At 39.9% G+C, this 20,266-nt stretch carries 18 protein-coding genes, 1 tRNA gene and 1 riboswitch; of the genes, 5 read left to right on the top strand and 14 right to left on the bottom strand.

Features of this window, described 5'->3' with window-relative positions; all coding sequences use genetic code 11:
- Positions 1 to 15 precede the first annotated feature (15 nt).
- Genes MK482_RS02280 through MK482_RS02255 form a run of 6 tightly spaced genes read right to left on the bottom strand, consistent with a single transcriptional unit; the run spans position 16 to position 4,031 of the window.
- Positions 16 to 447, bottom strand: a complete 432-nt coding sequence (locus MK482_RS02280; protein ID WP_268717865.1) for a GNAT family N-acetyltransferase — start codon at positions 445 to 447, stop codon at positions 16 to 18.
- 1 nt (position 448) lies between these two features.
- A complete protein-coding gene (locus MK482_RS02275; RefSeq protein ID WP_268717864.1) occupies positions 449 to 1,051 on the bottom strand; it encodes an L-threonylcarbamoyladenylate synthase in 603 nt (200 codons plus the stop codon).
- The gene (gene prmC / locus MK482_RS02270; RefSeq protein ID WP_268717863.1) at positions 1,035 to 1,874 is read right to left on the bottom strand and encodes a peptide chain release factor N(5)-glutamine methyltransferase; all 840 of its coding nucleotides are present in this window, start codon (positions 1,872 to 1,874) and stop codon (positions 1,035 to 1,037) included. Before prmC ends, MK482_RS02275 begins: the two co-directional genes overlap by 17 nt.
- Positions 1,874 to 2,953 carry a peptide chain release factor 1 gene (prfA, locus tag MK482_RS02265; protein WP_268717862.1) on the bottom strand — a complete coding sequence of 360 codons (1,080 nt, stop codon included), beginning with the start codon at positions 2,951 to 2,953 and terminating at the stop codon, positions 1,874 to 1,876. The genes prmC and prfA overlap by 1 nt, the downstream gene beginning before the upstream one ends.
- A 9-nt stretch (positions 2,954 to 2,962) precedes the next feature.
- Positions 2,963 to 3,442, bottom strand: a complete 480-nt coding sequence (locus MK482_RS02260) for a GNAT family N-acetyltransferase (protein WP_268717861.1) — start codon at positions 3,440 to 3,442, stop codon at positions 2,963 to 2,965.
- Entirely contained in the window at positions 3,432 to 4,031 is a 600-nt protein-coding gene (locus MK482_RS02255; RefSeq protein WP_124788357.1) for a thymidine kinase, read from the bottom strand. The genes MK482_RS02260 and MK482_RS02255 overlap by 11 nt, the downstream gene beginning before the upstream one ends.
- A 122-nt stretch (positions 4,032 to 4,153) precedes the next feature.
- Between MK482_RS02255 and MK482_RS02250 the strand changes: the two genes are divergently transcribed.
- Both MK482_RS02250 and mnmE read left to right on the top strand, forming a co-directional pair.
- Positions 4,154 to 4,336, top strand: a complete 183-nt coding sequence (locus MK482_RS02250; protein ID WP_001117401.1) for a 4-oxalocrotonate tautomerase — start codon at positions 4,154 to 4,156, stop codon at positions 4,334 to 4,336.
- A gap of 137 nt (positions 4,337 to 4,473) precedes the next feature.
- Entirely contained in the window at positions 4,474 to 5,847 is a 1,374-nt protein-coding gene (mnmE, locus tag MK482_RS02245) for a tRNA uridine-5-carboxymethylaminomethyl(34) synthesis GTPase MnmE (RefSeq protein WP_268717860.1), read from the top strand.
- A gap of 46 nt (positions 5,848 to 5,893) precedes the next feature.
- Here mnmE and dapA read toward each other — a convergent pair whose 3' ends face one another.
- The 4 genes from dapA to MK482_RS02225 form a co-directional block, all read right to left on the bottom strand.
- Entirely contained in the window at positions 5,894 to 6,829 is a 936-nt protein-coding gene (gene dapA / locus MK482_RS02240) for a 4-hydroxy-tetrahydrodipicolinate synthase (RefSeq protein ID WP_268717859.1), read from the bottom strand.
- 56 nt (positions 6,830 to 6,885) lie between these two features.
- Positions 6,886 to 7,962 (bottom strand): aspartate-semialdehyde dehydrogenase, encoded by a 1,077-nt coding sequence (locus tag MK482_RS02235; protein ID WP_268717858.1) that lies wholly within the window; start codon positions 7,960 to 7,962, stop codon positions 6,886 to 6,888.
- A 380-nt stretch (positions 7,963 to 8,342) separates the two neighbouring features.
- Positions 8,343 to 8,415 (bottom strand) — tRNA-Thr (locus tag MK482_RS02230).
- A gap of 99 nt (positions 8,416 to 8,514) precedes the next feature.
- Positions 8,515 to 9,024: a QueT transporter family protein gene (locus tag MK482_RS02225; protein WP_125411593.1), complete on the bottom strand. Its 510-nt coding sequence runs from the start codon at positions 9,022 to 9,024 to the stop codon at positions 8,515 to 8,517.
- A riboswitch (PreQ1 riboswitch) is annotated at positions 9,022 to 9,118 on the bottom strand. Its footprint overlaps the gene before it by 3 nt.
- 28 nt (positions 9,119 to 9,146) lie before the next feature.
- On the opposite strand from MK482_RS02225, the gene MK482_RS02220 reads away from it, so the two are divergent.
- Together MK482_RS02220 and mscL are read left to right on the top strand one after the other, a co-directional pair.
- On the top strand, positions 9,147 to 9,578 hold the full coding sequence (locus MK482_RS02220; protein WP_268717857.1) for a GtrA family protein: 432 nt from the start codon (positions 9,147 to 9,149) through the stop codon (positions 9,576 to 9,578).
- Between the two features lie 84 nt (positions 9,579 to 9,662).
- On the top strand, positions 9,663 to 10,043 hold the full coding sequence (mscL, locus tag MK482_RS02215) for a large conductance mechanosensitive channel protein MscL (protein ID WP_000910203.1): 381 nt from the start codon (positions 9,663 to 9,665) through the stop codon (positions 10,041 to 10,043).
- A gap of 41 nt (positions 10,044 to 10,084) precedes the next feature.
- Here mscL and hemH read toward each other — a convergent pair whose 3' ends face one another.
- Positions 10,085 to 11,179 carry a ferrochelatase gene (gene hemH / locus MK482_RS02210; RefSeq protein ID WP_268717856.1) on the bottom strand — a complete coding sequence of 365 codons (1,095 nt, stop codon included), beginning with the start codon at positions 11,177 to 11,179 and terminating at the stop codon, positions 10,085 to 10,087.
- 153 nt (positions 11,180 to 11,332) lie between these two features.
- Here hemH and pepT point away from each other — a divergent pair, with 153 nt between their 5' ends.
- A complete protein-coding gene (gene pepT / locus MK482_RS02205; protein ID WP_268717855.1) occupies positions 11,333 to 12,556 on the top strand; it encodes a peptidase T in 1,224 nt (407 codons plus the stop codon).
- A 35-nt stretch (positions 12,557 to 12,591) separates the two neighbouring features.
- On the opposite strand, the gene MK482_RS02200 is transcribed toward pepT, so the two are convergent.
- From MK482_RS02200 to MK482_RS02190, 3 genes are all read right to left on the bottom strand, one after another.
- Positions 12,592 to 17,220, bottom strand: coding sequence for a pneumococcal-type histidine triad protein (locus MK482_RS02200; protein ID WP_268717854.1), 4,629 nt, complete (start codon positions 17,218 to 17,220; stop codon positions 12,592 to 12,594).
- 7 nt (positions 17,221 to 17,227) lie between these two features.
- Positions 17,228 to 18,118 (bottom strand): zinc-binding lipoprotein AdcAII, encoded by an 891-nt coding sequence (gene adcAII / locus MK482_RS02195; protein ID WP_419151643.1) that lies wholly within the window; start codon positions 18,116 to 18,118, stop codon positions 17,228 to 17,230.
- Positions 18,119 to 18,298: 180 nt separating this feature from the next.
- Positions 18,299 to 20,266: pneumococcal-type histidine triad protein (locus MK482_RS02190; protein WP_268717852.1), on the bottom strand; the 1,968-nt coding region annotated here is incomplete at its 5' end.

Raw genomic sequence — 20,266 nt, 5'->3', positions numbered from 1 at the left:
CAATAAGAAAAGAAACTAAAAGATGCGAATAAACCGTTTCTGCACTTTATCACAAGTATAACCAACTTTTTCATAAAATGCATGAGCACCCAGACGATGATCGGCAGAGTTTAAGCGGATAAACCCATAGCCGCGTCTTTTTGCTTCTTGCTCCAACCCTTGCAGTAAGCTTTTACCGATACCTTGACCTTGCGCTTGAGGTAAAACTGCTAAGGCTAAGATATTAAATCCTGCTTTGGAATAAAGGGATTCGTAAACCTCAGCGTGGACATAACCAAGTAAGACATGACTGTCTTCATCCTCATAGCCAAGTAGGAAATGATGGGGATCCTGAGATAGTCTAACTAATTGACTAGCCGTTTCCTCTGGATTAAAAGAATAGCCCAAAGCATCTTGGTTAATGTCACATATAGCTTTCACATCTATTTCTTGCAAATCTCTTAGCATCTCATTCCTCCTCAAAAGAAATCTCTGGCAACCGTGCAAGAATATCTTCTCGCTTAATCGCCCCTTGGCGCAAGATTTTCACCTTGTCTCCAGACAAATCCAAAATAGTTGAATCCTGTCCAGTTAGAAAAGCATCGTCTTCTAGCCCCAAAACCTCTTGGTCAAAATCCTCTAGAATTTGAGCAAAGATCACTCCACTAGCCCGACCTGAAATATTGGCAGACGGCCCAATCAAGGGACCTGTCTCGCGAATCAAATCCAGCGTAATGGGATGACTAGGCATCCGAAATCCAACAGTTTCAAGGCCAGAATTGACCCAATAGGGAACTCTATCATTTGCTTCAAGAATAAGGGTCAAGGGGCCTGGCAAAAAGGTCTCTACAAGTTTTTGCAGATAAGATGGCTGATTCTTAGAAAAGTTCAAGATGTCCTCTAGAGAGGCGATATTGAGATTGAGTGCCTTATCTCTAGGACGACGTTTGAGCTGGTATACATGATCAACTGCTTTTTCGTCTAGAGCCTTGGCAAAGAGACCGTAAACTGTCTCTGTAGGTAAAATAACTGCCCCACCCTTTTCCAACTCTTGTCTAATCCTGTCCATCATCAATCACGACCATCCTATCTTGACCAAATTGGTCCTTGAGTGTTCGTACTCTTTTTTCAGGAAGATGTTTCCTAAAAAGATCAGGAACACTTTGACCTTGCTTGTATCCAATTTCAAGGTAAATCTTACCACCATCCTTAAGATGGTACTTTGCATCTTCCGCAATTCTACGGTAAATAGCTAGGCCATCCTCGTCTGCAAAGAGAGCTAGATGAGGCTCTGAATACAAAACATTCAAGCCTACCTCTGACTCATCTTCACGAGAGATATAGGGTGGATTGGATACAATTATATCATATTTTTCAGAAATTTCTGCAAAACAATCAGATTTTTTAAAAAATATATTAAATTTTTGATTTTTAGCATTCTCGGATGCAAGGTCAAGGGACTCTTGGGAAATGTCTGCTGCTGTCATTGACCAATCTGGTCTATTTTTTGCTAGAGCGAGAGTAATAGCTCCACTACCTGTTCCAATATCCAGAACAGAAAGATTCGTCTCAGGATTTTCAGCTAGGATAAGCTCCACCAACTCCTCTGTTTCTGGACGAGGAATCAAGACCCGCTCATCTACTTTTAACTGGATCCCAAAGAATTCAGCATAGCCGATAATGTACTGGGCAGGTATATGATTTGCTAGTTTCGTGTAAATTTCCTCTACAAACTCTTTTTCTTCCTCTTTTGTCACCTCTTGCTGGAGGGCAAAGACAAAGTCTGTAAAAGAGAGATTTTTCAAGCTACGATAGACAAAAGAGAGGCTTTCAGCTTCCTCTCCTTGTCTTATCAACTCTTCTTCAAAATCTGAAAATAATTGAGCTAATTTCATTATTTGTTTAATTCTTCTAGTTTTTGCGTTTGGTCATAGAGCACCAAGGCGTCCACAACTTCATCCAATTTACCAGACAAGATGGTATCTAGTTTTTGGAGAGTTAAGCCGATACGGTGGTCTGTGACACGGTTTTGTGGGAAGTTATAAGTACGAATCCGTTCTGAACGGTCACCAGTACCGATTGTTGACTTACGCTCAGCATCTTGTTCATCTTGAGCAATCTGAGCAAAGTGGTCAGCAACACGCGCACGGATGATTTTCATGGCCTTCTCACGGTTTTTCTGTTGGGTACGTTCTTCCTGCATCTCAACCTTGATATTGGTTGGCAAGTGAACGATACGAACGGCAGTTGCAACCTTATTGACGTTCTGTCCACCAGCACCTGAGGCGTGATAGATGTCGACACGAAGGTCTTTTGGATCGATATCGTATTCCACTTCTTCCACTTCAGGCATGACAAGAACTGTCGCAGTTGATGTATGGACACGGCCTTGGCTTTCTGTCACAGGAACACGTTGCACACGGTGGGCACCTGATTCGTACTTAAGCTTAGAGTAAACAGACTGACCTGAAACCATGGCAACGACTTCTTTGAAACCACCGACACCGTTCATAGAAGCTTCCATAACTTCAAAGCGCCATCCCTGAGCTTCAGCATACTTTTGGTACATGGTTAGCAAATCTCCAGCGAAAAGTGATGCTTCGTCTCCACCAGCTGCTCCACGGATTTCTAGGATGATGTTCTTGTCATCGTTTGGATCTTTAGGAAGGAGCAAGATTTTCAGTTTCTCTTCGTATTCTTCTTTTTCAGCCTTAGCATCTTTGAGTTCTTGCTTGGCCATTTCTTCCAAGTCAGCATCTCCACCTGACTCCTTAATCATTTCTTCAGCGTCAACGATGTTTTGAAGGACTTGTTTATACTCACGGTAGGCTGTTACCGTATCACGACTTGAAGCCTCTTCTTTTGAAAGCTCCATGAAACGCTTGGTGTCCGAAACCACATCTGGGTCACTGAGCAACTCTCCTAATTCTTCATAACGGTCTTCTACAGCTTGTAGTTGATCATAGATGTTCATTTTTTCTCCTTATTTCTCAATTGTTAAATCATAGACTGCTACTACTTCGTTCTCAAATATTTCCCCAGTTTCTTTAAATCCATAACTGAGGTAACAAGATCTTGCATGTTCATTTTCTGGTTCATAAGACAACCAAAGTTTATTGGCTAAACCTGCTGGCGCTGTCCGAACATAGTCTAGCACATTATCCATAATTGGTTTAAAATATCCTTGGTTTTGAAAATTCTTATCAATCATAAAACGAAATAGTAAATAATTTCCATTACTAATTCCGATTTTTTTGTCATAAGCTAACATCACAAAACCTATAATTGCATCATTATCATAAACTGCCAATGGAGCTACAAAATCTCCATTTTTAGTGTAGACGTATGCTTCAGCTAAACTAATTGCGTTGGTTGCAATGAATTGTTTTTGATATTCCTTGACATCCAAATTCAAAACATCAAAATAATTTTCCATTGTAACATCTCTTAGTTCAATTGTCATAGTTTTGCTCCTTGTTAGAGGTTATCATTGGCGCAAAATAATGTTTACGGCAAACTGAGATATAGGTTTCATTACCACCAATCTGGATCTGTTCTCCATCGTAAACGGGCAGTCCATCCTGTGTTCGCAAAACCATGGTCGCCTTTTTCTTACAATACTGGCAAATGGTCTTGATTTCGTCAATCTTGTCTGCTAAAAGCAAGAGATACTTGGAACCTTCGAATAGTTCATTGCGAAAGTCATTTTTCAAACCAAAAGCCATGACAGGTATGTCTAACTCATCAACAACACGAGCTAGATCGTAAACATGGTGACGTTTGAGAAACTGGGCCTCATCGACCAACACACAGTAAGGTGTGTCTGGTAAATCACGAATAAATCCAAAAATATCAGTCGTTTCCTCAATCGCAATAGCTGGGCGCTTCATGCCAATTCGACTCGACACATAGCCAATACCGTCACGCGTATCCAGAGCCGAGGTCATAATTACAACACCTTTTCCTTGCTCCTCATAGTTATAGGCCACCTTGAGAATCTCGATTGTCTTTCCAGAGTTCATGGTCCCATAACGATAATACAACTGTGCCATGTTTCTTGCTTCACGTCCATTTCTAAATTTTTGCTACATTCTAGTATATCATAATTTTCTTAAGCTTTAAACGGCAAAATGTGGTAAAATAGAAGAAATCAAAACTAGTGGAGGAAGCCATTATGCCATTTGTACGCATCGATTTATTTGAAGGACGCACGCTCGAGCAAAAGAAAGCTCTTGCTAAGGAAGTAACGGAAGCGGTTGTCCGCAACACTGGAGCCCCTCAATCAGCTGTTCATGTCATCATCAACGACATGCCAGAAGGAACTTACTTCCCTCAAGGTGAAATGCGCACCAAATAAGCTAGCTTAAGCAGAATTGCTTAGGCTTTTTCAATCTCCAAGTAGCATCCATTGAAGAAATAGTTCAAATTTGTTACAATTTGAAAAGAGACTTGGAAAAATTTCCAAGAAAAGAGCTATTTATTAAAGGAAACATTATGATTACACGTGAATTTGATACCATCGCTGCTATCTCTACTCCCCTAGGTGAAGGTGCTATTGGTATTGTCCGCCTGAGCGGAACAGAAAGTTTTGCTATTGCGCAAAAGATTTTTAAAGGAAAAGACTTGAACAAGGTTGCCAGCCACACTCTCAACTACGGTCACATCGTTGACCCTCAGACAGGAAAAGTCATGGACGAGGTTATGGTTGGGGCTATGAAATCTCCAAAAACCTTCACTCGTGAAGATATTATCGAGATTAACACCCACGGTGGGATTGCGGTGACCAATGAGATTCTCCAGCTAGCTATCCGTGAAGGAGCTCGATTGGCTGAACCTGGTGAATTTACTAAACGTGCCTTCCTAAATGGACGTGTTGACTTGACTCAGGCTGAAGCCGTTATGGACATCATCCGTGCTAAGACAGACAAGGCTATGAACATTGCAGTCAAACAATTGGACGGTTCCCTTTCTGACCTGATTAATAATACCCGTCAAGAAATCCTTAACACACTTGCCCAAGTCGAGGTGAATATTGACTATCCTGAGTATGACGATGTTGAAGCAGCGACTACTGCTGTGGTCCGAGAAAAGACAATGGAGTTTGAACAATTACTAACTAATCTCCTTAGAACAGCCCGTCGCGGTAAAATCCTTCGTGAAGGAATTTCCACAGCCATCATCGGTCGTCCCAACGTTGGAAAATCTAGCCTTCTCAACAATCTCTTGCGTGAGGACAAAGCAATCGTCACTGATATTGCTGGCACTACACGTGATGTCATCGAAGAATACGTCAACATCAACGGTGTTCCCCTAAAATTGATTGACACAGCTGGTATCCGCGAAACGGATGACATCGTGGAACAAATTGGAGTTGAGCGTTCAAAAAAAGCCCTTAAGGAAGCTGACTTGATTTTACTAGTGCTAAATGCCAGTGAACCACTGACTACTCAAGACAGACAACTCTTAGAAATCAGTCAGGATACCAACCGCATTATTTTACTTAATAAAACCGACCTGCCTGAAGCGATTGAAACTTCGGAACTACCTGAAGACGTTATTCGTATTTCAGTCCTTAAAAACCAAAATATTGATAAGATTGAAGAGAGAATCAACAACCTCTTCTTTGAAAATGCTGGTTTGGTTGAACAAGATGCTACTTACTTGTCTAACGCACGTCACATTTCCCTAATTGAAAAGGCTGTTGAAAGCCTTCAAGCTGTTAATGAAGGTCTTGAACTGGGAATGCCAGTTGACTTGCTTCAAGTTGACTTGACCCGTACTTGGGAAATTCTCGGAGAAATCACTGGAGATGCTGCTCCAGATGAACTCATTACCCAGCTCTTTAGCCAATTCTGTTTAGGAAAATAAGAAAAATCCATGATCGTTCTTGCGGTCATGGATTTTATTGTCTTTATTAGTAATCTGGTCTTAAGACCCCTGTTACGGTTGCCTTAGTCGCTTCGTAGTCGCCATCTACGACAACCTTGATAATGCGTTTGGCATCTTCTTCTGGTGCTGGAACAAGAGGTAAACGAGTTGGTCCAGCTTCAAATCCCATATAGTTAAGAACTGCCTTAACTGGAGCAGGACTTGGATATGAAAAGAGGGCATTAACCTTAGGAATGAATTTACGTTGAATAGCTGCGGCTTTCTTCATATTACTTTCTGCAATGGCAGTAAACATCTCGTGCATTTCATCCCCATTTGTATGGGATGCAACAGAAATAACCCCATCCGCACCAAGGTTCATGGCATGAAAAGCATCACCATCCTCACCTGTATAAATCAAGAATTCTTCAGGCTTGTGCTCAATCAAGTAAGCCATATTGGCCAAGCTAGTACATTCTTTGACACCAATAATATTTGGATGATCAGCCAAGCGAAGCATAGTTTCTGGAGTTAATTCTACCACTACACGCCCTGGAATGTTATAGATAATAATTGGTAGGTCAGAAGCATCTGCAATGGCTTTAAAGTGCTGGTACATCCCTTCTTGAGAAGGTTTGTTGTAGTAAGGCACAATAGCAAGTCCAGCTGCAAAACCACCAAATTCTGCTACTTCTTTGACAAACTCAATAGAGTCACGCGTATCATTGGTACCAACACCTGCAATCAAAGGAACGCGTCCATTGACAACTTTTTGTACAGCCGCAAAGAGTTCCAACTCTTCATCGTGGGTCAAGGTTGGACTTTCAGCTGTCGTCCCTGCAAGAAGAATGCCGTCTGTATGATGGGCCAATAAATGCTCAATCAAGGCTGGAATGGCATCAAAGTTGATGGAACCATCCTCGTGGAAGGGAGTAATAAAGGCTGTGATGATTTTACACTCTTTTAAATCTTGATAAGACATGAGAAACACCTCTCTATTTCAAAGAAGGAGTTCATCTGAACTCCTAAACAATATGACTATTTTAATTCAAATTTCAATTCGGCCGTTGGACGAACTAAGCCACGTTCGTGCAAAGTTTCAGCAATCTGAACTGAATTCCAAGCAGCACCTTTGAGAAGGTTATCTGAAACAACCCACATGTGAATTCCTTTTTCTGCATCCAAGTCTTTACGGATACGACCAACAAAGGTATCACGTGAACCCACGGCATTGATGGCTTGAGGATAAATTTGATGAGCCACATCATCTTCAAGGACAGCACCTGGGAAGGCTGCAATAGCTGCTTTTACTTCTTCAATTGGAGCCACTTCTTTTGTTTCGATGTAAACAGACTCAGAGTGAGCTGACAAGACTGGAATACGCACACATGTTGCAGATACTGCAATGCTGTCATCTTCCATAATTTTCTTAGTTTCCTTAGTCATCTTCATCTCTTCGTAAGTGTAATCATTGTCAGTGAAGACATCGATTTGTGGAAGAGCATTAAAAGCGATAGGATAATGTTTCTTATCCCCACCTGAAGGCAAGATTTCCGCATGCAAATCACGTGGGTTTACCCCATCATTCAAGACTTCATGAAGTTCACGTTGTGTCTCAAGAATTGCTCCCATACCAGCACCAGAAACTGCTTGGTAAGTTGAAACAATGATACGGTCCAAGCCCCATTTTTGGCGAACTGGCTCAAGTGCTACCATCATTTGGATTGTTGAACAGTTAGGGCAGGCAATAATACCGTTGTGGGCATCAAGTGCATGAGCATTGACCTCTGGTACAACTAAAGGAACATCTGGATTTTGACGGAAGTAAGATGTATTATCTACTACTACCGCGCCAGATTTTACTGCGTATGGTGCATACTTAGCTGATGTAGAACCACCTGCTGAAAAGAGTGCAATATCAACTCCTTCAAAAGCTGTTTCAGTCGTTTCTTCAATCGTAATATCTCGATCTTTAAATTTCAAAGTCTTGCCTGCTGAACGTGCAGAAGCAAGTAAACGAATTTTATCGATTGGAAGGGTTGATTCTTCCAACATTTTTATCATCTGAGCTCCGACAGCACCTGTCGCGCCGACTACAGCAACTGTATATCCCATAAATAACCTCTTTCGGAATTTTCTAAAAATTTCTATAATAGATGTATTATACTACTTTTTCCATGAATTGCAAAGCTTTTTCATTATTTTTTAAAAAATAAAAATCCCCAGTCGCTAGACCAGGGACTAAGAGGCATCTTCATGTGATGAGCAGGTTCACACAACTCATCAAGGTCCGCTCCTGCGTTATGACCTCCTTATGCTCAATAGTAGTCCAAAGACTACCTATCGACTCATCGCGTCTATTATATTACTAGAAATAAGTGGTTTTGTCAATAAAAAATTTTTGCAGGATGACTTTTATTATACAAAAGTCAGAATTTTTTCTCGCGAGCATAAGAAAAAAACTCTTGTGTTCAAGAGTTTCCCTGTAAATATCATGCTAATTGCCGGGATTGAACCGGCGACCTCATCCTTACCATGGATGCGCTCTGCCAACTGAGCTAAATCAGCTTACTTAAAAAGTATACTATAGTTAGAAAAACTTGTCAAGTTTTCTTAGAAATTTTCCATAAGAAAAAGCCAGGTAATAGCTACCTAGCCTGTCTTTTTCTATTTACTTAAATCAATTCGACGACCAATTTTACCAATAATAATCGCGCCAATAATCAATGAGGCAAATTCACCAATTCCTGTTGTAAACCAAGTAAGGAAAAATGGTAATTCTGCTACAATATTTAACTCGGCAGCAATGGTAAACATGGAAATTGAAAAGAAGATTGAAAAGAAGAAATGATCTTTTCGAATCAATCCATTAAAGAGGTAATCCTTGCTGTATTTTGCAAAAAGCCAAACACCTAGACTGAGGAATACTAAGGTTGATCCACCACCAACAAAGACATCTAGCAGTCCGAAGCTAAAGAAATTAGCAATCATACAACCGATAGTAACTCCGATAATGTACTTAGGATTGTAAAAAGCCATAAAGTTCATCATTTCTGAAATACGGAACTGATAAGCACCATAGCTAATGGCATTTAGAGGTGGTGTGACAGTTAAAACGACATATATAGCAGCAACGATTGCAATATCTGCAACATCACGAATAGTTAATTTTTTCATCTTTTCTCCTTTGGCGGTTTCCCGCGTGTAATATGCTTGGTGAAAGAAGCTAAGCACCAAGGGTTGATTCAATCAACCTTACTAGTATAGCACAATAGCCTGCTTTATGCTATACTAAAAGCATGAAAAAACGCATTCAAAGTCTCTTCGTGAATGAGCTCTTAGCCTATATTTTTTTTGGAATAGCAACTACTCTTGTCTCCATTCTATCTAGATTAGTCATTTATCAACTAACACACAAAGAACTTCTCGCTACTGGACTAGCAAATAGTATCGGTATCCTCTTTGCCTTTATCACAAATGATACAATCGTGTTTAAGCAAGCTAGGGAGAATTGGTCAATCCGTTTAGTAAAATTTACTATAGCACGTCTTTCTACTTTTCTTTTAGACTTGTTTTTAACTTTTCTCTTTGTAACTCAGTTTCCTAATATTATCGGGCAATTTGTAAATGATAATATGGACAAGGTGAATAGTATTGAAACAGTTATTGCACAATTCTTAATAATTATCCTCAATTACATTTTTAGTAAGGTATTTATTTTTAAAAAATAAGAAAAAATTTAAGCATATAGCTTGCAAGAGCTTCTTAATTAATATATAATTAAGAGTAAAAATTTTTTGAAAGGGAAAATGAAAATGTTAAAAGATCTTAAAGCATTTTTGCTTCGTGGTAATGTTGTTGACCTTGCTGTCGGTGTGATCATTGCCTCTGCTTTTGGTGCAATCGTTACATCACTTGTTAACGATATCATCACTCCACTTATTTTGAATCCAGCCTTGGAAGCTGCGAAAGTACAAAACATCGCTGAGCTTGCTTGGAATGGTGTTACATATGGTAAATTCTTGAGTGCTGTTATCAACTTCCTAGTTATCGGTACTGTTCTCTTCTTTGTTATCAAAGGTATTGAAAAAGCTCAAAGCCTTACTAAGAAAGAAGAAGCTGCTGAGGAAGCTCCAGCTGGTCCAACTGAGTTGGAAGTACTTCAAGAAATCAAAGCTCTCCTTGAGAAAAAATAATCGATTAAAAGGATCTAGCATCAAGCTAAATCCTTTTTTCTTTACTCTTTCGGTAACTTGCCTGCTTTCTCAAGCATTTTCTTAATAAGATAAGGCATCTTAACATTTTCACGACCTTTTTTCTCAATCAATTTTTTCACAAATTCTGGCATTTGTAAATCTTGAGATTCGGCCAAGATATTTTTCGTCTCATCTGAAGGAACTAATTCATCAAAGGTTTCTTCTTCTGGGAGAAATTCCTTAAATTCTTTGTCCTCATTAGCTCTGACGGTATTAACCAAGGCATCAATCAAACGAGAATCCGTATTTGGCATTGGTGGACGATGGTAGTTTATTCCAAATTCCTGACACAAGTCATAACATTCCACATCGTTGTCAAACAAGACTTCAATGTGCTCACTGATAAAACTAATAGGTACAAAAATATAATGGTCTGGATGTTCTTTCTGTTCTCTAAGATACTCCAAGACATCTGGCTTAATCCATGGAATCCCGATATCACTCTCACTTTGCCAGGTATTTGTATATTGCTCAGAACTCAAACCTAGTTTTTCAGCGACTAACTTGCTATTTTCAAAAATTTGGTCAATATAAGGGTCACCAAAATCCAAGGCAAAAATGGGCACACTGTGGGCTGAAAAAATGACTTTAAAGCTATCTTGCTTCACTTCATATTTTAAAATCTTAGCAATTTCATCTGCCCAATAGTTTAAGAGCGCTTCTTCCTGATACCAGTCCTTAATGACCAAAAATTGAATTTGCTTGCTTTCTAAAAATTTCTCATAACCCATGACAGAGTAGAAAGAATAATGGGGCTCCAAAATCAAGCAAATACACTGCTCGATTCCGTCTGCTTCCATCTGACCAATCACATCTGGAATAAAAGGTTTGGAAAACTTATTAGCAAAATAAACACCGTATTCATCCCCCAACCTAGCTTCTACCAAGGCAACCTCTTCACGGGTAATTTTTTGCAGAGGAGTACCTCCAATACGTACATAATTATCATAGAGTGTTTGAATTTCATGGTCTTGAGGTCTCACTCCACGACGAATATTTGTGAAAAAATCAGCCACACCTTCAAAGGTAATCTCTTCTGGCGAACCGAATGTCATCATTAAAATTGCTTTTTTCATAACTACTTCCTTGTGATATTTTTATCAAGTTTATTTTATCATTAATTCGTTGATAAGTAAACGCTAACATAGCGAATTTCCCTAACTTCTGTCTTTTGTTTTTCTTTTCTTTATATGATACAATGGAAAAAATGAATTCAAAAGGAGTTTTTTATGACTTACCCCAATCTCTTGGACCGCTTCTTAACTTACGTTAAGGTCAACACGCGCTCTGATGAACACTCTACTACTACTCCAAGTACGCAGAGTCAGGTTGACTTCGCGACAAATGTCCTAATTCCTGAAATGAAACGTGTTGGATTACAAAATGTTTATTATCTACCAAATGGTTTTGCTATTGGAACTTTGCCAGCCAACGATCCGTCTTTAACACGAAAAATTGGCTTCATCTCCCACATGGATACTGCTGATTTTAATGCCGAAAGAGTTAATCCTCAGGTAATTGAAAACTACGATGGGGGTGTGATTGAACTTGGAAATTCTGATTTCAAACTCGATCCAGCTGACTTTAAGAGTCTTGAAAAATATCCAGGACAAACACTCATCACAACAGATGGAACAACCTTACTAGGAGCTGATGACAAGTCAGGTATTGCTGAAATTATGACTGCTATTGAATATCTGACTGCCCATCCTGAAATCAAACACTGTGAGATTCGTGTTGGTTTTGGTCCAGATGAAGAAATCGGTGTCGGTGCTAATAAATTTGATGCAGAAGATTTTGATGTTGATTTTGCCTACACAGTTGATGGTGGGCCACTAGGTGAGCTTCAGTACGAAACTTTTTCAGCAGCTGGGGCTGAATTGCATTTCCAAGGACGCAATGTCCACCCTGGTACCGCCAAAGGACAAATGGTCAACGCCCTTCAGTTAGCAATTGATTTTCATAAGCAACTTCCAGAGAATGACCGACCTGAGTTAACGGATGGTTACCAAGGATTCTATCATCTTATGGATGTGACAGGTAGTGTTGAGGAAGCGCGTGCAAGCTACATCATTCGTGATTTTGAAAAAGATGCCTTTGAAGCGCGTAAAGCAGCTATGCAGTCTATCACTGATAAGATGAATCAAGAACTTGGTAGCGACCGCGTCACTCTAAACTTGACAGACCAGTACTACAATATGAAAGAAGTCATTGAAAAAGATATGACTCCAATTACCATTGCTAAATCCGTTATGGAAGATTTAGGTATCACTCCTATTATCAAACCAATTCGTGGAGGGACAGACGGCTCTAAGATTTCCTTTATGGGAATCCCAACTCCTAATATCTTTGCAGGAGGAGAAAATATGCACGGACGTTTTGAATACGTCAGCCTTCAGACCATGGAACGTGCAGTTGATACCATCATTGGTATCGTCGCTTATAGAGACTAAAAAGACGAGGTAGCTCAGCTACTTCGCCTTTCTTTTTATTCTGCTGGTTTTTCTTGATTTCCAGTACTTGTTGTAGATTCTGTTGTTTCCTTTTCTGAAGCTGATTCAGCAGGTTTAGAGTCTGTTGTATTGCTTGCTTTGTTTTCGTCGCTAGCAGTTTCACTGTTAGATTCTGCAACTACGTTTGGTCGGTTCTCAGCACTGGTCTTATCACCATTTGCTTCGGCATTTGTTGCTGGAGTTGCTTCTTCACTTGCGCTTGATTTTGACTTGATTTCTTGATTCAAGACTAAAATAGCTTTTGTCAATTCAAGTAAAGCGGCTTTATCCTTACTCTTAGCAGAAAGTTGATCTAGTAATGCATCCACCTTATCAAAGTCTGCATCAGAACCCTTATTGTTTTCTAAATAAGCATGAAGCGAGATAAGAATATCGTAGAGTTTTTGATAGAGTACAAGTGTCTGAGGATCTTGCTCAGCATTTTCCTTTTCTTGTTGAAGGGCGCTAGCGATACGAGTCAAGACATCTTTTACCTGACTGTTTACTTCATCCAAGTCTGCGTCAGCCTTGTTTGTGGCAGCTTTGAGATTTTCTACTTCTTCTGCCAAGGATTGTCTGATTCCTTCTTCTTGGATTTGTTCCAAGAGTTGATTTGCCTTGCTCAAAAGACTTTCTACTTCTTCCTTGCTAACATGATTGACATGTTCTTCAGGCATAAAGTCTCCGTACAATTCTTTCAAGAAGCCATAAATAGCTGTCTTGGCAGTTTGGTTATCTACTTTTTCAGTATCTAGAACAGTCTGAATCGATTTAGCAGTAGTTGGTTGAGCTTTCAAAGCTTCTTCCACTTCTTGTTTTGCCTGATAGATGCTTGGGAATAATTTGTTCAATTCTGCTGCCTTAAGGAAGGATTGAGATTGATACAAGGTCCAAGTCAACTGAGCTACTTTATTACGAAGTTCATCACTCAAACGACCGTCATTTACGTGTTGGTAGAAATACTTGATGTATTCAACTGTTGTAACACCTGTTCGATCATTAAAGTCTTGAAGAGCTTGAAGTTGTGATTCAACCGCTGCCAAACCAGCCTCATCTTTTGCCAACTTAGCCTCTTGAAGTCGAACGAGAAGGTCTTTCTTAGGAAGTCCATAAGAGTCTGTATCCAGTGTGTTGATTTTATCAATCAAGGCTTGATATTTCTTATCTAGAGCGCTTGTTTTAACAGGCTTAACACTTTCATCAATATGGATATATTGCTTATCAAAGAGATCCAGTGTCGCAAGATAACCTGCTGTAGAGTTAGTTGCCAGTTTCTTCATGTTCTCAGTAAACTGACCTAAGGCTAACTCAATCTGTCTTTGTTCGATAGGCTTGTCTTTGTAGATACTTCTGCTATCAGCTAGAAGTTGATCTACTTTCTCCAAGACTGCCTTCTCATCAAAAGCTCCAGGTTGATAATTGGATTGCAGGGCTGGAATCTTGTTTTTCAAAGCTACTTCATATCCCTTAGTTTGAACCTTGATGTAGTGATTATGGTCGCCATGAGGAATCACAAAACTACCATTTTCTACCTGTAAACTATAAGGAGACACACCATCTCGCAAAGCAGTCGTGTAAAGTTCATTTAGGAAATCAAGTTCTGGATTGCCAGTTTGAAGAGGAATCCGAACATGTTCTTTACGAACAGCATAGGGATGGATATGAGTTGGGTCGTAGGCTTGGTCTGGATTTCCAAAGACAAAGAATCCGTTTGAAATTCTAATCGCTTCAAGTGGAACACCGTAGGTCTTCGAAATATAAGCAATCTTTTCTTCATCGCTAGCATCTCTTGAGAAAGACTCTACCGTTTTAGCAAGAGGTTTTACAGGCTCTGCATCATGATGTGTTTTCAAATGATCCTGAGCTGCCTTAATTTGCTCTGCTGTCAAATCCTTCTTGAAGAAGTAATGATTGTGGTCACCATGACTCATGACAAAACCTTGCTCATCCTCACTGATGACACGATCGGCATCAAAACCGTGATCATGGTCTTCATCATGATGGTGTCCATGATGATCTTCATCGTGTTCATCATCATTTGCTGTGCTTGGCGTTACTGGCGTTTTACTTTTCAGATAATCTTGGGCGGCCTTAATTTGCTCCGCTGTCAAATCTTTCTTATAGAAGTAATGATTATGATCACCGTGACTCATTACAAAACCTCTCTCATCCTCACTGATGACGCTATTGGTATCAAAACCGTGATCATGGTCTTCACCATGTTTGTGGCCATGATTATCTTTATCGTGTTCATCATCATGGGCTGGACTTGGTACTGATGGCGTTTTACCTCTCAAATGATCCTGCGCTGCCTTGATTTGTTCTGGTGTTAGATCCTTCTTAAAGAAGTAATGATTGTGGTCACCATGAGTCATGACAAAACCTTGCTCATCCTCACTGATGACACGATCGTCATCAAAACCGTGAGCATGGTCTTCATCATGATGGTGTCCATGATGATCTTCATCGTCATCATGAGCTGGATTTGGTGTTGCTGTATTTGCCTCTTTCAAGTGGACTTGCGCTGCCTTGATTTGATCAGCAGTCAAATCCTTCTTGAAGAAGTAATGATTATGGTCACCATGACTCATAATAAAGCCTTGCTCATCCTCACTGATGACACGATTAGCATCAAAACCGTGAGCATGGTCTTCATCATGTTTGTGGCCATGATTGTCTTTATCGTGTCCATCATCATGGGCTGGGCTTGGTGTTACTGGCGTTTTACTTTTCAGATGATCCTGTGCAGCCTTAATTTGCTCCGCTGTCAAATCCTTCTTGAAGAAGTAATGATTATGGTCACCATGAGTCATGACAAAGCCTGCCGCATCTTCACTGATAATTCGATTGACATCAAAATCATGGCCATGTTCATCATGGTGATGACCGTGTGTATCTTCATCGTGATCATCATGGGCTGGACTTGGTGTTACTGGCGTCTTACCTCTTAAATGATCCTGCGCTGCCTTGATTTGTTCTGGTGTTAGATCCTTCTTAAAGAAGTAATGATTGTGGTCACCGTGACTCATGACAAAGCCTGACACATCTTCACTGATGACGCTATTGGCATCAAAACCGTGAGCATGGTCTTCACCGTGATGGTGAGCATGATCTTCTTCATCGTGATCATCATGAGATGGACTTGGTGTTACTGGCGTCTTACCTCTTAAATGATCTTGAGCTGCCTTAATTTGGTCTGCTGTCAAGTCCTTCTTGAAGAAATAATGATTATGGTCACCGTGTGACATGACAAAACCTTGCTCATCCTCACTGATGACATGATCGGCATCAAAACCGTGAGCATGGTCTTCATCATATTTGTGGCCATGATTGTCTTTATCGTGTCCATCATCATGGGCTGGGCTTGGTGTTACTGGCGTTTTACCTCTCAAATGATCCTGCGCGGCCTTGATTTGTCCTGGTGTTAGATCCTTCTTAAAGAAGTAATGATTGTGATCACCATGAGTCATGACAAAGCCTGCCGCATCCTCACTTATGACTCTATCTGCATCAAAAGCATGATCATGGTCACCATCTTGCTCATGATGATGGTTTTGCTGAGTAGGTTTTTCTGCTGGTTTGCTTGGATTCTCCAATGGTGTTGGTTTCACACTGTCACTAGCTAGAGGAATCATTCTCGCAATCTTTTCTTCTAATGCAGAAAGCTTTGTATAGGGGATGAAATGATAGTGATTTCCATGAGGAATCGCTACACCACTCGGTGTCCTGCTTAAAATCTTAGCAGGGTCAAAAGTCAAACCATCCGATTCAGCATATCGTTGAGTACTTGGAAGAGCATAAAGCTGCTGTAATAGACTTTGAAGACTCTCGGATTTATTACTTGGTATTTCAGCCTGTTGAATAGGCTTGGTAGTTTGACCATTCCCATTTGTACTTGGACGATAGTCAGTCACACTAGGCTCATTTCTCGTTCCAGAGAGATAAGCTTGAGCTGCAGCCAATTCACTAGCAGACAAGGAACTCTTTGGAATGTAGTGGTAATGCCCTCCGTGAGGGACGATATAAGCATCACCAGTATCCTCTATAATATCAGATGCATTAAAGATGTAGCCATCATCAGTAGTATAGCGACCTTGAGATTGAGCAAGCGCCACTGCACTATTAGATGTTGGTGCATCGTGAGTATGTCCTTGTTTTTGACGTTCAATTTCGTCCTTCGAACGAACGTTGTCCGCATGTGCCACATCCTTAAGGTAAACATAATACTTACCATCCACCTTGATAATGTAACCACCTTTGACTTCGTTGACAATATCAGCGTCTTTAAGTTGATAATTGGCATCTTTCATCAAAAGTTCTTCACTGAAAATCGCATCAAAAGGAACTTTCCCATTATAATAATGGAAATGATCACCGTGTGAAGTCACATAACCTTGATCAGTGATTTTCACAACAATCTGTTCAGCCTGAATATCTTCTTTTTTGCTAACTTGATCTGGTGTTTGTGTCTCTGTTTTTGGAGTGTCTTGTTTCCCATCGACATAAGATACACGATTCGTATCTTTATTCTCTCCTGTCTGATGTTGATTCAATGCATAAATACAAAGACTTAAAGAAAGGACAACAGCTGCACCAGCAGCAAGTTTCTTCTTATTTATTTTCATAATCTCCTCATTTCAATTCTTCTGCTAAAATACTCATATTGTCTTCTAGGTTTTCTAGATAAGTCTTGTCGTTTTGTGGATCTGCCTCTAAAGGATTCAGAGTTTTAAGACCCACACCTGTTGATTTGACAAGAGTTTCAGCTACTTTCGAAGAAGCATTACTTTCTGTAAAAATCGTTTTAACCTTATAGGTTTTAACAAATTCCTGAATTTCTGTTAGTTGTCGTGGACTTGGTTCTTGTTCAGGAGAGATACCTGCAATACCAAGTTGATTAAGTCCAAATCTCTTCGCTAGATAAGAAAAGGCTGTATGTTGTGTTACAAAGGTTTTCTGAGTCGCTTTTTCAAATTTAGGCTGGAATTTCTTAGTCAATTCTTGAGCTTTTTTGATAAAAGCTTGCGCATTTTTTTGATAAGTTTCTTTATGCTCACTATCAACCTCTGAAAGTTTATCAGCGATAATTTGGGCTTCTTCGCCAGCTTTGTCAGGATCTAGCCAAGTGTGAGGGTCATAGAGCGTTTTTTCATCAACTCCCTCACCTGCTTCTACATCTTCTAGACCAGGGACTCGGTCCAAGGTCATTCCTTCTGAAGCCTCTAAAACCTTAACTTTGGATTTTTTTAGATTGGGATCTAAACTTCCTGCCCAAGATTCGAGCGTATGAGAATGGTAAACAAAGACATCTGCATCATAGATGGCTGCGATATCATTTGCCGAAGGTTCGAAGGAGTGAATTCCGCTACTTGACTGAATCATTCTAACATCATTCAAGTCACCAGATACTTCCTTGACCATGGCATAGATAGGATAAAAACTGGTCACAATTTTCATCCCTTTACCCGACTGGCTTTCCTTCTGCCCACAAGCAGCTAATACCAGAGCCAATACACTGGTCATCAATACTAAAATCGTCCTCTTTTTCACTATAACTCCTTAACTAGTGTTTAACCATTTAATTAACTAGTAAATAGTTTATCTTTATTTAGAAAATATGTCAAGAATTTTTACACAATTTCATAAAAAAGAGAACAGAATCCATATTCTGCTCCCTTTTTATCTTCTATAATAGTTGTATAGTTACTTACTCTCCTTTAACAAGACTAATAGCTTTTCAGCTTCTGCCATAATAGTATTGTTATCCTGAGAACCAAATAACAGGTTATTTTTTAATCCTGTGAGAGTTTCGTTGGCATTGGACTTAAGAATTGGATCCTTAATCTTTTTAAGTAACTCTTCCGCCTCTCTCAGTTTTTCTTCAACCTTTTCAGTTTCAACCTGATGTTCCTCTGGTTCCGATGGTGATTCTTCTTCTGATTCCTCTGGTTCTTTTGGTTTTGGAGATTGTGCTTTCTCATTTTTCGGTTTTTCTTCGCGAGGTTTTTCCTCCTCAATTTTTTCTGTCTGAGGTTTCTCCTCTGTTGGTTTCTCTGTTTGATTGTTAGCAGCTTGACTATTGTGGTTTCTTTGAACATGGTCGCTCGCATTGCCCCAACCACTATCTGAATGCGGACGTTCATTTGGATGTTCAACATAATACTTCACAGTTTCAAATAGCTCTTCTAAACTATACCCCTTAGGTGCCTCATAAAGTCCTTCGTCAAACCACTCAAATTTGATGTTATGATAATGGTCATAATGAGGTATAATCAAACTTCCATTTTTAACTTCCACAGTATGTTGGAGATTGTAAGGCATACGGTCAAGTGGTACCTTCTTAGCTGCTTTTACTCGATTGTAAATCGCTTCTGCTCCCTTAGCCTCAGTATTTCCTGAACTTTGATGATTTGTTGAAGGAGGCGTCAAACCTTTCTCTTTAGCATAAGCTTGACCTGCTGCTCTTTCAGCTTCAGACAAACTATCTTTCTTAATCCAATGACTGTGGCTCATATGCGGAGTTACATAGGCATCCCCCTCATCACTGGTGATATCACGTGGATCAAAGATATAGCCATCTTCTGTTGTATACTTGCCTGCCAACTTGGCTACCTGAATCTCATCATCTGTGTAAGCTATTTGTGCATTTGGTTTTCCTAAACGTTCTGGATGACGAATCGGTGCTAGAAAAGCAAGGATATCATCAACTAACTTGACTTTATCACTTGACTCATCGTTGAGACGTTCCAATAGTCTATCCAAAGCGTCAAAATCAGCTTGGCGCCCTTTATTGGAAATCAAATCTTGATGAACTGTTGCTAGTAAATCATAAACTTTGTTGTAAAATTTTTGATCACCAGATGCAAGATTGGTTTTCTTAGCTCCTAACTCATGAGACAAACTTTCTTGTTTGGCAAGTTTATCATCAATGGCTGCAACAGTTTCTGCTGAAAGTTCTTTGGCAGAAATATAACGCGAAATTCCATTCTCTTCGAAGACATAACCATCAACCACCTTTCGAATCACCTGTTTTACCAATTTTCCATCAATTGGATTGCTTGGAGTTGGTTGAGGATTTGGTACAGGTTGTGGACTTGGTATTGGGGTAGGCTCTGGAGCAGGGATTGGAGTCGGAATTAAATTTGGAAGGCTTGGAGTCGGAATTGGTTTTAATTCTTTACCACCTGCAGTAGTATGATTTCCTTGATAATTTTCAGAAATCATTCTTGCAATCTTCTGCTCTAAATCAGACATTTGAGAATAAGGGATAAAGTGATAATGATCTCCGTGTGGCACTGCAACACCATTCGCAGTTTTTCTTGTAATCTGTGCTGGATCAAAGACAAGTCCATCTGATTCCACATGTCGTTGACTAAGCGGCAAGGCATAAAGCTGTTTCAATAGACTGGACACGTCTTCACTCGGACTAGCTTGATAGCTATTATCCACTTGTGGACTAACACTTGGAGTCCATCTTCTGGTATTTGCCTCAACATTGCTTTGATTCGTTTGTCCATATGAACTACTATTCGATGTCTCTGATGAGCTACTGCTAGAAGAATTTGTTGAAGGACGATACCCAACTGAGCTTGGTTGATTACCTTTCCCAGCTAGGAAGGCTCGAGCTGCAGCTAATTCACTAGCAGACAAGTCACTCTTAGGAATATAGTG

The sequence above is a fragment of the Streptococcus mitis genome, from assembly GCF_026782865.1.
Taxonomy (GTDB): Bacteria; Bacillota; Bacilli; order Lactobacillales; family Streptococcaceae; genus Streptococcus; species Streptococcus mitis_CG.
Note: the sequence above shows the minus strand (reverse complement) of the source record. Positions and strands in the feature narration are given on the sequence as shown.

What these genes read in the sequence shown, in the direction of transcription:
- prfA (WP_268717862.1), bottom strand. Translation starts at nt 2,953, where the DNA reads ATGAACATCTATGATCAACTACAAGCTGTAGAAGACCGTTATGAAGAA.
- MK482_RS02255 (WP_124788357.1), bottom strand. Translation starts at nt 4,031, where the DNA reads ATGGCACAGTTGTATTATCGTTATGGGACCATGAACTCTGGAAAGACA.
- MK482_RS02200 (WP_268717854.1), bottom strand. Translation starts at nt 17,220, where the DNA reads ATGAAAATAAATAAGAAGAAACTTGCTGCTGGTGCAGCTGTTGTCCTT.
- MK482_RS02250 (WP_001117401.1), top strand. Translation starts at nt 4,154, where the DNA reads ATGCCATTTGTACGCATCGATTTATTTGAAGGACGCACGCTCGAGCAA.
- MK482_RS02225 (WP_125411593.1), bottom strand. Translation starts at nt 9,024, where the DNA reads ATGAAAAAATTAACTATTCGTGATGTTGCAGATATTGCAATCGTTGCT.
- hemH (WP_268717856.1), bottom strand. Translation starts at nt 11,179, where the DNA reads ATGAAAAAAGCAATTTTAATGATGACATTCGGTTCGCCAGAAGAGATT.
- dapA (WP_268717859.1), bottom strand. Translation starts at nt 6,829, where the DNA reads ATGTCTTATCAAGATTTAAAAGAGTGTAAAATCATCACAGCCTTTATT.
- MK482_RS02235 (WP_268717858.1), bottom strand. Translation starts at nt 7,962, where the DNA reads ATGGGATATACAGTTGCTGTAGTCGGCGCGACAGGTGCTGTCGGAGCT.
- MK482_RS02280 (WP_268717865.1), bottom strand. Translation starts at nt 447, where the DNA reads ATGCTAAGAGATTTGCAAGAAATAGATGTGAAAGCTATATGTGACATT.
- mscL (WP_000910203.1), top strand. Translation starts at nt 9,663, where the DNA reads ATGTTAAAAGATCTTAAAGCATTTTTGCTTCGTGGTAATGTTGTTGAC.
- prmC (WP_268717863.1), bottom strand. Translation starts at nt 1,874, where the DNA reads ATGAAATTAGCTCAATTATTTTCAGATTTTGAAGAAGAGTTGATAAGA.
- MK482_RS02220 (WP_268717857.1), top strand. Translation starts at nt 9,147, where the DNA reads ATGAAAAAACGCATTCAAAGTCTCTTCGTGAATGAGCTCTTAGCCTAT.
- MK482_RS02275 (WP_268717864.1), bottom strand. Translation starts at nt 1,051, where the DNA reads ATGATGGACAGGATTAGACAAGAGTTGGAAAAGGGTGGGGCAGTTATT.
- adcAII (WP_419151643.1), bottom strand. Translation starts at nt 18,118, where the DNA reads ATGACCAGTGTATTGGCTCTGGTATTAGCTGCTTGTGGGCAGAAGGAA.
- pepT (WP_268717855.1), top strand. Translation starts at nt 11,333, where the DNA reads ATGACTTACCCCAATCTCTTGGACCGCTTCTTAACTTACGTTAAGGTC.
- mnmE (WP_268717860.1), top strand. Translation starts at nt 4,474, where the DNA reads ATGATTACACGTGAATTTGATACCATCGCTGCTATCTCTACTCCCCTA.
- MK482_RS02260 (WP_268717861.1), bottom strand. Translation starts at nt 3,442, where the DNA reads ATGACAATTGAACTAAGAGATGTTACAATGGAAAATTATTTTGATGTT.